The 12,360-nt window shown below is 49.3% G+C and carries 18 protein-coding genes; 6 read left to right on the top strand and 12 right to left on the bottom strand.

All coding sequences use genetic code 11. The features are described 5' to 3' along the window. Positions 1-40 precede the first annotated feature (40 nt). The 12 genes from IPL32_18920 to IPL32_18865 all read right to left on the bottom strand — a co-directional run bounded on the left by IPL32_18920 (position 41) and on the right by IPL32_18865 (position 9,704). On the bottom strand, positions 41-655 hold the full coding sequence (locus IPL32_18920; GenBank protein MBK8467890.1) for a hypothetical protein: 615 nt from the start codon (positions 653-655) through the stop codon (positions 41-43). A gap of 356 nt (positions 656-1,011) precedes the next feature. Further along, a complete protein-coding gene (locus IPL32_18915) occupies positions 1,012-1,623 on the bottom strand; it encodes a hypothetical protein (GenBank protein ID MBK8467889.1) in 612 nt (203 codons plus the stop codon). Positions 1,624-1,643: 20 nt separating this feature from the next. Next, positions 1,644-2,351 carry a hypothetical protein gene (locus tag IPL32_18910; protein MBK8467888.1) on the bottom strand — a complete coding sequence of 236 codons (708 nt, stop codon included), beginning with the start codon at positions 2,349-2,351 and terminating at the stop codon, positions 1,644-1,646. 51 nt (positions 2,352-2,402) lie between these two features. After that, complete coding sequence (locus IPL32_18905; protein MBK8467887.1) at positions 2,403-2,906, bottom strand: hypothetical protein; 504 nt, start codon at positions 2,904-2,906, stop codon at positions 2,403-2,405. A gap of 2 nt (positions 2,907-2,908) precedes the next feature. After that, complete coding sequence (locus tag IPL32_18900) at positions 2,909-3,292, bottom strand: hypothetical protein (GenBank protein MBK8467886.1); 384 nt, start codon at positions 3,290-3,292, stop codon at positions 2,909-2,911. A gap of 57 nt (positions 3,293-3,349) precedes the next feature. Beyond that, a complete protein-coding gene (locus IPL32_18895; protein ID MBK8467885.1) occupies positions 3,350-4,312 on the bottom strand; it encodes a N4-gp56 family major capsid protein in 963 nt (320 codons plus the stop codon). A 34-nt stretch (positions 4,313-4,346) separates the two neighbouring features. Next, entirely contained in the window at positions 4,347-4,949 is a 603-nt protein-coding gene (locus tag IPL32_18890; protein ID MBK8467884.1) for a hypothetical protein, read from the bottom strand. 99 nt (positions 4,950-5,048) lie between these two features. Continuing rightward, on the bottom strand, positions 5,049-5,189 hold the full coding sequence (locus IPL32_18885) for a hypothetical protein (protein ID MBK8467883.1): 141 nt from the start codon (positions 5,187-5,189) through the stop codon (positions 5,049-5,051). Between the two features lie 18 nt (positions 5,190-5,207). Continuing rightward, positions 5,208-5,474, bottom strand: a complete 267-nt coding sequence (locus IPL32_18880; protein ID MBK8467882.1) for a hypothetical protein — start codon at positions 5,472-5,474, stop codon at positions 5,208-5,210. Between the two features lie 20 nt (positions 5,475-5,494). Next, positions 5,495-7,522, bottom strand: a complete 2,028-nt coding sequence (locus IPL32_18875; GenBank protein ID MBK8467881.1) for a hypothetical protein — start codon at positions 7,520-7,522, stop codon at positions 5,495-5,497. Between the two features lie 48 nt (positions 7,523-7,570). After that, positions 7,571-9,013 carry a hypothetical protein gene (locus tag IPL32_18870; GenBank protein MBK8467880.1) on the bottom strand — a complete coding sequence of 481 codons (1,443 nt, stop codon included), beginning with the start codon at positions 9,011-9,013 and terminating at the stop codon, positions 7,571-7,573. A gap of 151 nt (positions 9,014-9,164) precedes the next feature. Further along, positions 9,165-9,704: a hypothetical protein gene (locus tag IPL32_18865; GenBank protein MBK8467879.1), complete on the bottom strand. Its 540-nt coding sequence runs from the start codon at positions 9,702-9,704 to the stop codon at positions 9,165-9,167. A gap of 497 nt (positions 9,705-10,201) precedes the next feature. Here IPL32_18865 and IPL32_18860 point away from each other — a divergent pair, with 497 nt between their 5' ends. From IPL32_18860 to IPL32_18835, 6 genes are all read left to right on the top strand, one after another. Next, complete coding sequence (locus IPL32_18860) at positions 10,202-10,375, top strand: hypothetical protein (GenBank protein MBK8467878.1); 174 nt, start codon at positions 10,202-10,204, stop codon at positions 10,373-10,375. 68 nt (positions 10,376-10,443) lie between these two features. Continuing rightward, positions 10,444-10,581, top strand: a complete 138-nt coding sequence (locus IPL32_18855) for a hypothetical protein (GenBank protein ID MBK8467877.1) — start codon at positions 10,444-10,446, stop codon at positions 10,579-10,581. 124 nt (positions 10,582-10,705) lie between these two features. Beyond that, positions 10,706-11,227 carry a hypothetical protein gene (locus IPL32_18850; protein MBK8467876.1) on the top strand — a complete coding sequence of 174 codons (522 nt, stop codon included), beginning with the start codon at positions 10,706-10,708 and terminating at the stop codon, positions 11,225-11,227. Between the two features lie 4 nt (positions 11,228-11,231). Beyond that, complete coding sequence (locus tag IPL32_18845) at positions 11,232-11,438, top strand: hypothetical protein (GenBank protein MBK8467875.1); 207 nt, start codon at positions 11,232-11,234, stop codon at positions 11,436-11,438. Positions 11,439-11,513: 75 nt separating this feature from the next. After that, on the top strand, positions 11,514-11,795 hold the full coding sequence (locus IPL32_18840; GenBank protein ID MBK8467874.1) for a hypothetical protein: 282 nt from the start codon (positions 11,514-11,516) through the stop codon (positions 11,793-11,795). After that, positions 11,740-12,039 carry a hypothetical protein gene (locus IPL32_18835; GenBank protein ID MBK8467873.1) on the top strand — a complete coding sequence of 100 codons (300 nt, stop codon included), beginning with the start codon at positions 11,740-11,742 and terminating at the stop codon, positions 12,037-12,039. The genes IPL32_18840 and IPL32_18835 overlap by 56 nt, the downstream gene beginning before the upstream one ends. Positions 12,040-12,360: the final 321 nt, after the last annotated feature.

Here is a 12,360-nt window from a genome sequence, read left to right as displayed (position 1 = left end):
GCGTGAGAGCCTGTGCGCTCGAGCAAAGAATCGTCTGTTTTTAGAGACGGAGCGAGGACAGCGACCGTAAGAGCTTGCGCTGACGGGGCGACTGTATCCGTGATAACCCGTTCGGTCTGGAGCGTTGAGTGGCAGAGTGCGATGCGGACGGAGTGACGATTGTGGCGGATTTTGGAGCGAGCGAGATGCCTAAAAGATCTTGGGCACCTCCGTTAGAGCCTGTAACTGTAAGAGCATTTGATCCTGCTGGAGTTTTTGCACTATTTGAATCAAAAACCTGCGTTCCATATCCACTTGACCAGCCAATACGCTTTATACAGTCCGCTGTTGCTGCCATGGCTCCGTTATTATCCATTTCCATCGCAACAATCCAGCTGTTATCAGCAACCGTCGTAAGCGTGACAGCAAACGATCCGCTTCCGGAACCTCGAGAATTGTACGCATCATCGTCAGGTTGCGTTGCGTCAACACCTGTATAGACTCCGTACCAGGTAGGCGGATTCGCAATAGATGAACTCGCTGAAATTACGATATTATTTGTCCCCGTGTCTGGATTCGCGAGGCCGTACAAGTACATGTAGAGACCACCTTGCGCGGTTCCTACCTGTTTTTTTAGCAACGTCATCGCATCGCCGTTATAGGTGACACCTGTCACCTTGTCGGTTGTTGCACCAAAATAGCTACAACAAGATAACGATCGCTTCCAGTTGATCCAGAATCAAAAGCGATCGTTATCGATGTGCCAGTTCCCGGCTCGAATGTCTCGCCGTCTTGTAGAAAGGCAATAGCCATATTAAATCAGGTACAGGTACGCGAACACACCGATGATTACGGAGACAATAAACACCGGAGCGACCGTTAGATATGCACGATACAGTGGATGTATCGACATCCACTGCTCGTGATCTTCTTTGGAGGACTGGATCCAATCGAGAACCTCGCCCCTCTTTGAATATGCGGAACAAGGCATAGGTATTGTTTTATTACTAGGCCGTCCCACGGCTCAGTCTATTACGCCAAGGTGATGATTCCGTCAGCGTGCCATTGAATCGTGAACGTACCGGAGGAAACTGCTTGCGCTCCGCCGAAGTCAATGGAAGCGATAAGGTCATCGCCGGCAAGAGTATCATCGTAAATAACTGCGTGGTACGCGGTAAACGTGGCAGAAGTCCAAGAAGTGTCGGCAGCATCAAATTTTGTCGTCGCCGCCTGCGTGACGGCTTTTGAAGCAAGAGCCGCGCCACCGGTCGTGTAGCCGCCGGTTGCCGCGAGTTCGTTCGCGGAAATATCAGAATACCCGTTATGCGTCGCCGTAAACGAGTGACTGTTGTTGACGAGAGCAACCTTGATTGTGTCGGCTTCAAGATCGCACTCTTTGTTCATCAGGTTCGCTTTGAAGCGATTATAGATTCCAGAGGCCATATTAGGGTTTATAGATGCGGGAGAAATAGTTAAGCAGTTCACCTTGATGCGTTTGCTTGGCACGCCGTGTTCGTTAATAAAGTCTTCGCTCTCAGACTTGATGATAGGCACACCATTATCATTAACGTCATTAAAGGGCGCAGCTAGGTGCTTGTTGATTCTAACATATTTGGTTCCTTCATGTTCAAAGATTCTTTCCATAGGGATATTATACCACGGTATTATCGGAATGAAGCGAAACGTGGGATGATACGTTGTTTCACGGAACGATCACGTTGCGCGGCAAGATACTGAACTTGAGCTTTTAATGACTCGCCTCCGGCAGATCCTTGCCGGCCAAACAGTTGATCGGAAAGCATCTTAGCCTTTCTAGGTTGCTCGTTTGTCAAGCAGTATTCGTAAGCCGCGCCGATTGCCATGACATGATGAACGAGAGTATTCAGAGTGGGGACATCGCCGGATGCTGAAAGCTCGGTAATATCCGTCAGGTATTCGATGCGAAGTCCGGCTGTTACGGCAGCTGTTGGCGATGGGTAAATAAAAATGGAATTGCCAAAGGTACGGTAAACGGGAGATCCGGCGGAACCGAAAGCAATCTCATCATTACCAAATGCGCTACCGTCTACTTGCTTGTCGTCGATACGGTTCGCCTTAACGTAGTCCGTTGCATCGGGATACAGAATCTCAACTCGGTTCAAGATCACAAAATCGGAAGGAAGGACATATTCCTCTTGTCCAGAAACAAGACCTGTCGTACTCATTTCTCCGTTAAACTCCCAGACTCCGGTACTCTCAAAGACCCATCCGAGCAGGATGCGGTACCACATGTTCAAATTAGCATCGAGATCGGTATCTCCGTACTTTGCAGAAGCCGTTGACTGGAAGCTGATCTTCCTGCGCGCCATCGCGCGTAATTCGGTTAATGTCATGGTGTAAGTACGAGGGAGAACTTTTCAGTTGTCCCCCGTATTATAACACGACTAGGCGGCGAGAACTTCACCAAGATCCGTCGGAGAGCAAGTGACATTATAGAACGTGTCTGTAATGTGACTAGCCGACAAGAGATCGGTAGAGGCATCGAACGGAGTCGAGCCAGCGGCGACAGCGACGCGAACGCCACCGATGACGGCCTTATCCGTCGAAGCGGCAGGCCAGAGAGCCGTACCAGAGCCAGAGGAAATTGCACCCATTTTCAAGGTAACAGTTCCGGCGGCATCGACTTCAACGGCGTACACGGCTTCCTGAACAGCAGATGCTGATGCAGGGATATCATGCGTGGTGGCAGTAAAGGCGACTTCATCCGTCGTGACCGTGACAATTTTGCCAAGGATAGATGCGACGATTGAGGAACCCCACTTGACCTGCGCGGCAGAAGACGTACCGATGACAACGCCAGCAGAGGCGAGGCCACGACACTTAACAGTTTTGAGGAGACCGATCAGATCCTTGTTGGAAAGACCAGCCCCCGGGTTAGGAAGAGACATAGTTAGTAACCGAAGTTATCACGAATTAGCGAAGCAACGGATTCAGGGATATTGATCGGCTTGCCCGTTGGGACATTGATCTTTACGCCCTGAATTTCAAATTGACGCATACCAGCTTGATCGTTGGCTGAGGCCATGACCATCGTTGGCATGAGGGGTTGCTGTTCAAGGGCGGCAATAAATTGACGACCCTTTTCTACGAGAAACTGTCCGGAAGGAATGACGGCATCAGAGATGACCTTTTCTTCTGCAAGTTTCTTTTGAGCCTCGACATTCCTCGGAGAGACCGCACGAGACTTAGGAGCTTCCGATTCCTTTTCAGGAGCAGATTCCTCGTCTGTGGATTCCGGGATCTTGTCGAGTTCGAGTTCTTTTTTAGTGGACATAGGTTTGTTTTTAAGGGGAGATTTTAACCTCCCCTTGAATTAACAAGCCGTTTACGACTACGAGGCTGCGTGTTCCACGCGGGTCATGAACAAGTTGTTCAAGATGACGGACGTGAACCATGCTTTCCAACCGGCTGTTGCGCGCTGGTTGAGAGGATCTGCGGATCCTGCTGAACCGAGGGCCTTCTGAATAACTTCCATCGCGTGACCGGCAAGGCGGGTGACACCGTAGGCATCAGCACCAAGGATCAGCGTTCCATACACATCGATACCGGCGGCTCCGGCAGCCGTCCATACTTTAGCGTAGGTCGTTTCAATGAAGCGAACTTCATCGATCTTTCCGACTTCGCCCGGCATGACGTTGGCTTGTGATGGGTAGTTCTCGACAGGGACGAACGCGGCATCACTCTTCAAATCGTATGTCGTGTTCGGGTGGATGAGGCCGATAAAGGCTGCATCGACAGGAACGGTGTCAACATTCGGGTTCGGAGAGATCATCGAAGCGATCTTACGAGCGTTGTTATTTTTCAGAGTACGGACAGCTTCACGGACTTCTGCGGCGGTGAGCTTCATGGCCGAGCTGACCGTGACGCGGGACGTGGCTGACGAAGCGTACTGAACGCTTGTGCCGGCAACGAGAATTTCGCGACAGATCTGATCGAGCGTCTGACCGGCGTTCTCGCCCAAGAGTTCCATGACTTCCGTTGTGTACGGGTCAAGGGTCGTGAGCATGAGTTCGTCGGACGTTTCAATCACGTTACCGTATTGAGCCAAAGTGGCCGTTACGTCGGTGACAGAAAGGGAAGCCGTCGAAGGGGTCGTTCCAGCGGTCAAAGCCGTAGTCGAGACCGTGAGGCTGTTGTAGCGGCGGAACTTGATGACATTCGAGTTGTTGGTCGGAATGTCGCGCACCTGACCGAACCATGTGTGAACAAGGTGAGGCAAAGCGCGGGAAAGCATGACACGATCGTAATAGTTGTTTACGGCGTGTGCGACTGTTGAGGATGTTTGAATAGGCATAGTAGGTTAGTTAAAACCTCTCATGCCAGTAGTGCTATGGCTTGAACTGCCCTGATTTCACTTGACGCTTAAAGCTTTCAAATTCTTCGGGGGACATATCCATAGGGTCTTTACCCTTGATACGCGGCGCGGCACGATGACGTGTCTCCGGTGAAGCCTTCGCGTGTTCACGCTTTCGCGCTGACGCTTTTAGAAAGACTTGGATGACCGGTGACTTCATCGCTTGTTCGAGCGATACACCTTTTGCTCTGGCAATCGCTTCAATCTCGTCTACTTCTTTTGAGGAAAGTTCCGGATGGTCGAAGCGGAAGTCCATACGATCCGCTTTGTCGGCGGAAACGTCGGACTTTTTCGAGGTGGGTTTAGATTGTTTCTTCTCTAGTTCTGCAACACGAGCTTCGGCTTTCAAAGCGCGATCACGGAACTTCTTTCGCTGAATGTTTAATGCAGCGGTTCGATCCTTCTCATCGGAAGGTTCTTTGTCTCCGTCCCCGTCGGCTGGATCTTTATCGTCGTCGCCTTCTGCCGGTTCTTCTTCCTCGTCACCGAGGTCGAGTTCATCGAGATCAGAATCATCGAGTTCGAGTTCATCATCCTTTTCTTCCGTGGGTTCGGTTGTCTTTGTTTCATCAGACATAATGGGGTCATTTTATAGTCTTTAGTGACTGTGAGGGTTTAGTCATTTTAGAGTCTTTTGTGACTTTAGGTCATTTTACCGTCTTTTGTGACGAAGAGATTATTTGCTGTATGAGGTGGTACGAGCCTCTTTGCCGCCGGTAGCGGCCTTACCATGCTTGCCCATGTTGGAAGCCATGCCCTCGTAATTCGTTGAGCGCGGCGATGCCTTGGAAAGCACTTTGGAAGATTTCATCTTCATAAGATTATAGAAAAAGAATTAGCGAAAGGATTGAGGCTTTTGGGACGGAGATTTCTTGACACCGAAGCCGAGATGATCGAACAACTCTTCGAGCCGCACGAGAGCATACTGTTTGCCTAGAGCTTGCATTGCAATATCGCCATCCGGAGAAATGTTCCGCACACTCTCTAAGTCAGCGAGACAGGCCATTACTTCCTTTCGCATCCCGCGAACGACTGGATGCTCGGGGTTCTTGGCGACAAACTCCTGCACAGCTTGGATGTCAAGATCTCCGTTGGGTATCATACCATATTTTATTTATTGATTTATGCGGCGGCGCGTTCAAGGTTCTTTGTGACGTTCTCCGTGTTCAGTCCGTTGTTCGCGTCCCCCGGATTCTCGGAGAAGGCTTTTGCGGCGGGAGCGGCGGCTCCTGCTCCCATCATCGGGTCAGCGGGTTTGCTCAAAAGGCTTGCGAACTGGATCGGAGAGATGCCCTTTGCTTCGAGGATCGAACCGATGATCTTTTTCGCCGTTTCATCCTGCATGATTGCCGGATTGCTTGCGATGATCTGTAGCAAGTTGCTCATCGTTTCCGATTGCGCGTTGAAGTTCTTGCGCTCATCGGTCACGTCGAAGCTCAATCGCATGGACTTGATCTTCTCTAATGTAAAGTATTTCTTCTCGATCTTTACCTTGCGATCAGCGTTCTTTAGTTCGTCGGCAAGAGTCTGTTCAACCATTTTCAGTTCCTCGTCAGCCGGAAGCCGTCCGATCTGCAAAACATAATCCTTCACGGATTGGGCGAGAAGATACTTGCGGTACATTTCATCGAACGTGCGAAGTTCATCGACGGATCCGACAAGTTCAAGGACATGCTCTTCGGAAAGTTCGCTAATGATCTCCGGAAGAATCCAGTCGGTGAATACTTCCGTGATAAAGATTCCGCAATCTTCACGGACTTTATCGAAAATCTTTTGTGCGGAAACGGTGAGTTGTGCGCCGAGTCGGAACGGCGTGTTTGTCGGGAGAGCCTCACCCGTCACGACTTCAACGGTGTTACAGATGCGATCAGCTTGCGCTTCGATGTTCTGTACTTCAACGGCGTACTGCTGAAACGCGCGGAGTTCCGTCGGGATAGGCGTGATTTCGCTCTTTACCTCGAACACATCTCCGTCTTGCGCGTCCTGCAATAGGTTAGAAAGTCCCGTCATTCCGCGTGTCTGGAACAAATGGAGAGATCCCATGCGGAGCGCGGAGAAGAAGCGGTTAATCAACTCGTTCATTCGCGCTTGAAGGTCAATCAAGAGTTCGCTATTTGAGATCGGGAGAGATCGGCCGGCGATCTTGCGATGCCAGTTACATTCCTTAAACGGGAAATCTTCCATTTCTGCGAGTTCAGCAAAAAGGATATTCCCTTCTTTTGCACCGGACTCAATGCCGCCGATAACCGCGTGAGCGTAAAGATATTCCGGAGTCTCCATGCCGTCTTTACCGTCCTCCATGTCCTCTTCACCATTCATCTTGCAACCGGCCGCGCGTAGATCGCTTGCCGGAAAGAAGCCCCAGCAATCATAAACGTCGATGGACGGGATCGTGTCTGTCATCGAGTACGTCGTTGAAGCGAAAGAACCGGAACCGTTGCTTGAAATAAACTTGTCCTGCTTGATCGGAGCGGCGTTAATGAGGGCGATTGCGCTATCTCGATCCCAGTTCCCGTATTCTACCTTCTCCATGATCTCCCACGGAGCAAGGATCGTGCGCTTCAAAAATGCGCCGGAGTCTTTTGGATAAATTGTCTTTGCGCTTGGATCAAAAATACAGTCGCGAATATCGACTTCTTTAATCTTGATGTTCCCGTCCTCGTCATAGCACTTCTCCCAAATAACTTTTCCAAACTTAGGGAGGTTCTCGGAGAGATCGTTCAGGAGGGAGGCGAACCCACTCTTGTCCATCCAGCTACGGATCTCGTTCCGGAGGATGAAGCTAAAGAACCATCCGCTCTCGGAGTCGGCGGTCAGGAGAATATCCTTCGTATCAAGGTCAATGTTCTTGCTTGCGTGGGCGTTTCTCGAATTGATGATGTTATGGAAATATCGCTCGTTCCCGTTCTCATCGGTCTGTCCACTCTCGAACTTGCTCAAGAGATAATAATGGATATTGTTCAGGAGCTTCCGCTGATTCCATGTAAGACCCTCGACGATCTGGATATCATCTTCAACGTAGCTACGGCGCATGTCGTGGATCAAGTTCAAGAGACCCTGCGACTGCATAGGCTTCGTCGGATCAAACTGTCCAGCTTGATTTTGTACGTCTTGGCGGCGTTCGCGCTCTGCCGGTTTATAGTTGGGCATAATAAAATTGCCTTTATTGTACCATGCTTTCATTTTACGGTATTTTTACTAGTGCATCGACCGGTTCCGCTGTCTACGTTCCTTCACGCGCTTATCTTGCTTCTCGCTAATCGTGTTTGATGCGGTCGCTTCATCGCGTAGCTGATAGCAAATAGCCAACGCTGTCAGGCGGTCATAGTGACGGGAGAGCTTCTTGCGGGAGAGAGGGGAAATGATGTTTGTCTCGCCTTTCTGGTAATACTGAGCTTCTTTCAACGTCGCTTCATCGCGTACAAGAAGAGGGGAATGGGGATCGGAGAGAGCTTCGGAGAGTTCAAAGAACATCCTCGGCTTCGTCACCATCGTTGTCAGCCAACCGATACGCTCGGTTTCATGTTCATCGAGAGTACCCTTCACAACGAAACGATAGAGGTTCTGATATCCAAGTTCGATGAGTCGGGCAACGGTCGCGTGTCCATGATTATTGCTCTCTGGTGCAAGGAGGGCCGTTCCGTACAGGTGTCCGATGTACTGCAATACATCTCCAAACTCTGTCGGGGAAATGTTTGGATCCTCGAACGTCGCTACTTGTTCATTCGTCGTGAAGTCAATGACTTGGGCTGTTGCCGAGTCGCGCCCGATCCCTTGACTCGGATCACCGGAGACGGCGTAGCGATGTCTTGGAACAAAAGGTTTATAGATCAGGAGTCGCCCTTCCATGAGGATCTGAACGGGTGCGAGGACATCGGTTTCGAGTTTCGCTTTAATGAGATCGGCATCAAACAGACGGTCACCGGAACTCAAGAACGCTTCTTCCGGAGTGCTTGGATACTGTTCTCTCATTCTCGCCTTCTGGCTCTGTTCCGTGAGGGCATACCATGCTCTTTGTGTCGGTGTAATGACGATACCTTTTTTCTTTTCGAGATCATCGAAATAGCGGGTGAGACGATCAGGGATATCGACGCTACTCGGAGGAGTCTGATATTCCGTGTTCATGTACCACGGAGCGAAGGTAAACTTAAACTCAAGCGGATGGAGAGGTTGATTCACGATTTTTGTCGCTCTGGCTTCTGCCTCAACGCAAAGATCGTGGAAGTCGTTTCCTTCACCTTCTGCCGTGGATTCGATTGTGATACGTCCGTGTTCTGAAACGGTAGGAAAGACAGATTTCTTTAGGTTCTCTGCTTTGTCTGGAAACTGCGCACACAAAGGGCCGTACTCGGATACATGAACACGCTGATAGGTTCCGGAGTGCAAGCTCGTGCCTACCTTGATGAAGGAACCGTTCGTGAAAGAGATTTCCGTGGAAGAATCAGACTCGGACTCGATGTTAAGATATTCCTTCAACTCCTTTGGAAACATCTGCCATGCAAAGTCGATCTTATCGAAAATGTTTTTCGCGTTCTCCAACTTATCTGCCGTGATTGCTGTTGCAAGATGCTTAGTAAAAATAGCGTCATCGAGAATATCGATCGCCGTCGCTGTGCTATAGCCGAGCTGGCGAGCTTTCAAAATAATTTCTCTTGTATGCCGGTTCAGGAAAAAGAGATCCTGCGCTTCATTTGGAATAAACTTGATTACTAGACCGTTTCGATCCTTGATCCAGTAGAGATTCCTTAACCGCCAACTCTTATCGAGAAGGCGGGGATCGATTTCTGTTTCGCTATGAGTGATCTCCATATGGGGTTTTGTTCGCTTCAATCTGATCGAGGATCGGGGAGATTTTCTTTTGCTCTTCGATCTTCACCTGTTGCTTGGAGACGATGCGTGAGATGTTAGGAGCGACAAGTGCAGCAGAGGACGGGTGGTACACGCCTTCAAGGGTGTTGTGGATCATGTTCTCGTCCGTCACATCGAGAGCGGCATCAATAGACCGACCGATTGTATCAGGATATTTTTTCGCGAGGAGGATCAGCTCATGCTTCGTGAGACCAAAGAGGCGGGAGACTTCGGAGAGAAGAGGGACACGGGAACGGACGAATTGAGTCTGTGTTTTCTTTTCACCGGATGGGGAAATGATCTCGACATCCTCGTAACCGCTCTTACGTCTCCAAAAGTATTTGAGGATCGTTTCAGCGATGATCTCCGGTGGCGGTAGATCGTCCTCAGAGACCGACAAAAAGAACTTGGGATCCGGGGGAGGGAGTTCCACAAGGATCTTGTCTTTCGGGATGACTGGGATATTTAGGAGTTTCGCTTCCATTGAAAGATTGTAGCATATTGCTTGACTAACTTGTGACGTGTCCGGAGATAAGTGGCTAAGTTTTGACGTTACTAGGGGCGAAGGAAAAAGAAGAGGGGATGCCGCCCCCATTTTTTATATACAGAAAACATCTTACTAACTTTTGCCACTAGGGGAGTAGGGGAGGGGGAGTAAGGAGTAAACATCTATTCAATAGGGGGGGTCACATAGCAGGGCACAAGCTAGGGTATATCGATATGCTACGCATGCTTGTTTATGTATGCGATGCGTCGTAAAAGATTATTGTTTGGATTTGCTTATGCTGTGCTATGTCCTTGGCATGCGTCGCATAACTGGTCTTTTACGACGCATGAAAGGGGTTATTTTACGACGCTATAAATGGGTTATGTTTAATAGGATAAATACTTATCCACATTATCCCTGTTTCTTGGCTAAGATAACACTATTGACAGGGTTTAATAGATATGGTTTAATATAGAGGTCAAAGGAGACAACCCATGAACAGCATGACTGAAGCCCTTGATACGCTCTTTCCCTCTATCTTCGACGATGAAGACAACGTCTATAACACCGACCAGCTTGGATCGGAAGTCCGCCCCTCGCAGATCGCCAAGCGCGAACGCGCTGAAGCCTCTACGCGGACGGACACGCCGTCACATCGTCGCTCTTGACTCGTTGGCCTAGTTACTCGCTAGGCCACCGCACAAGGGCAAAATTAAGCCCTCTAGCACATTCTCATATGTCACAAGATCGTAAACTCCAGATCGTTGCTGCTTTACTCGACGGCGTTGCTTGGCAACTTGTAGCGTCTCCAGAGGAAATGGCAGAGATCGACGTTCTGGAAGTCATGGAACTTGTCCCCGCGTTCATGCGCTAAGTATGGACACAATATGTCGCCGCTGGCACATGGGCGTTATCGACCATGTGATCCGAGGCAGTAAGCCGGAAACACTCTCCGGCTTATCCCTTGGCTCAAATCTAAAGGGCCGAAATATACCTTTATGCGATATCCACCAGACAGGCTAAAAGTGCGTGAAGCCCTTGAAACCCAGTCACAAAAGACCCGTAACGAACGCAAAACGCTAGAAAAGACGCTAGAGATCGTTGAGCAGTACACGGGCAAGCAGATTAACAAACGCCTCTGTACGTTTATCCAAGAAAAATCCGGCCAACGCTTTCGAGAGGTGACGCGTTGGGACAGCGAGACGAAAAAAAACGAAACAAAATCAGAAGCTTACCCATGTATCTACGCAACGCTAGAAAAAAAAGATTATGGCGAGCGAGAATATACGTTGACCGTTTACAACGAATGGGCCGAACGGTCAACAATTTGGTTTGCAGACATGCCCGACTTGATCGAGGGAATCAAGGCACGCATTAGCGGGACAGATGAAGCCATTGTAAACATTTCAAATCTTCTCAAAAACCTTGATAACACTCTCGACCGTTTTGAGAAAGCGACGACTGAGCTCGAGGAGATCAATGACATAAAAGGCATGTTCTATATCCGAGAACTTCTATAATAATATGCAAACATACAAATACGACGAGCTGGACAAGCGCGGGCAAGATTACGTGGTGCAACGATATGGCGACGATCAAATCGTACAGGAGTATATTGCGGAACTGCTAGATTTTGAAGAAACGGGAACGGATAAAAAAGACATTTCCCCTGCAACCGTGTTTGACTCTCTCGGTTGGCGGTTCAACGAACATGGGGAGTGGATTGTTTAGCACCGGTCACAAACTCGCACAGAACGGCTTAGAATCGCTCTAGGCCGTTTCTGCGAGGGTGGAACTATCTACCCCATGACAGAAATCAATATGACGAAGCAACTTTACCCAGCACTTGAAACGGATACGCGCCTTTTCTTTGTCGTGGATAGCGTCGAGGATAACAAGGAACTGTACGACACGCTAGAACATGCGGAAGTAGCCAAGGCTTGCCTCAACAAAAAGAACAGCCCCCGTATCCGCGTGTGCCTTGTGCGCCACGCTTACAAGGAAGAAATGGACGGACTTACGGGCTGGAATTATGACGATCAGGCGGACACGTTTACTGATATTACTCCCGACGACTTCACCGCCTAATATGCTCACAAAGAAACAGCGCGCGTATATCGAGACTTGGCTAGACGATCACGGCACAGCTTGCGAGAACGGACTGGACGCGGATATCGGGGTACGGGTAAAGCGTTGGTTATACGAGGAAGCACTCGGGGAGCAGTCACCTAAGATGACGCTAGACGAGCTACGCGCCTCTGTACACGACACAATCAGCGAAATGGTATGGAATGAGCTTGGGGAGGCTATCGACGATCTGAAGCGATTATAGAGCGTCAGAACATAAACGGGATATCGGAGACGGTATCCCGTTTTATGTTACCTGTTAATGAGATCGGCATGGCGGAACGGGTCAGGTGTTTTTTTTTGTATCTAGTAAAGAGTACAGAGAGTGTTCATAGTTTAGGGCTTAGGGGAGTGATTTTGGAAAATGTCCGGAAAATGAGACCGGCAAAGGGGAGCAAAATGATCGGAGCAGGGTGATCGGAGCAGGGTGATTTTTTTATAAATGACTTTATTTATGAAAAAAGTACTTATATCTAGGCTAATTCTAGCATAATAAAAAATCTATGTTTTTCATAAAAAATCTCAA

The organism is Chloracidobacterium sp., from assembly GCA_016711345.1.
In the GTDB taxonomy this organism is placed as follows: Bacteria; Acidobacteriota; Blastocatellia; order Pyrinomonadales; family Pyrinomonadaceae; genus OLB17.
The sequence above is the reverse complement of the archived record's forward strand: the minus strand, read 5'-3'. Positions and strand labels throughout refer to the sequence as shown.

Coding starts and splice junctions, on each gene's coding strand:
- IPL32_18915 (MBK8467889.1), bottom strand. CDS start 1,623: ATGGAAAGAATCTTTGAACATGAAGGAACCAAATATGTTAGAATCAAC.
- IPL32_18910 (MBK8467888.1), bottom strand. CDS start 2,351: ATGACATTAACCGAATTACGCGCGATGGCGCGCAGGAAGATCAGCTTC.
- IPL32_18905 (MBK8467887.1), bottom strand. CDS start 2,906: ATGTCTCTTCCTAACCCGGGGGCTGGTCTTTCCAACAAGGATCTGATC.
- IPL32_18900 (MBK8467886.1), bottom strand. CDS start 3,292: ATGTCCACTAAAAAAGAACTCGAACTCGACAAGATCCCGGAATCCACA.
- IPL32_18895 (MBK8467885.1), bottom strand. CDS start 4,312: ATGCCTATTCAAACATCCTCAACAGTCGCACACGCCGTAAACAACTAT.
- IPL32_18890 (MBK8467884.1), bottom strand. CDS start 4,949: ATGTCTGATGAAACAAAGACAACCGAACCCACGGAAGAAAAGGATGAT.
- IPL32_18885 (MBK8467883.1), bottom strand. CDS start 5,189: ATGAAGATGAAATCTTCCAAAGTGCTTTCCAAGGCATCGCCGCGCTCA.
- IPL32_18880 (MBK8467882.1), bottom strand. CDS start 5,474: ATGATACCCAACGGAGATCTTGACATCCAAGCTGTGCAGGAGTTTGTC.
- IPL32_18875 (MBK8467881.1), bottom strand. CDS start 7,522: ATGCCCAACTATAAACCGGCAGAGCGCGAACGCCGCCAAGACGTACAA.
- IPL32_18865 (MBK8467879.1), bottom strand. CDS start 9,704: ATGGAAGCGAAACTCCTAAATATCCCAGTCATCCCGAAAGACAAGATC.
- IPL32_18860 (MBK8467878.1), top strand. CDS start 10,202: ATGAACAGCATGACTGAAGCCCTTGATACGCTCTTTCCCTCTATCTTC.
- IPL32_18855 (MBK8467877.1), top strand. CDS start 10,444: ATGTCACAAGATCGTAAACTCCAGATCGTTGCTGCTTTACTCGACGGC.
- IPL32_18850 (MBK8467876.1), top strand. CDS start 10,706: ATGCGATATCCACCAGACAGGCTAAAAGTGCGTGAAGCCCTTGAAACC.
- IPL32_18845 (MBK8467875.1), top strand. CDS start 11,232: ATGCAAACATACAAATACGACGAGCTGGACAAGCGCGGGCAAGATTAC.
- IPL32_18840 (MBK8467874.1), top strand. CDS start 11,514: ATGACAGAAATCAATATGACGAAGCAACTTTACCCAGCACTTGAAACG.
- IPL32_18835 (MBK8467873.1), top strand. CDS start 11,740: ATGACGATCAGGCGGACACGTTTACTGATATTACTCCCGACGACTTCA.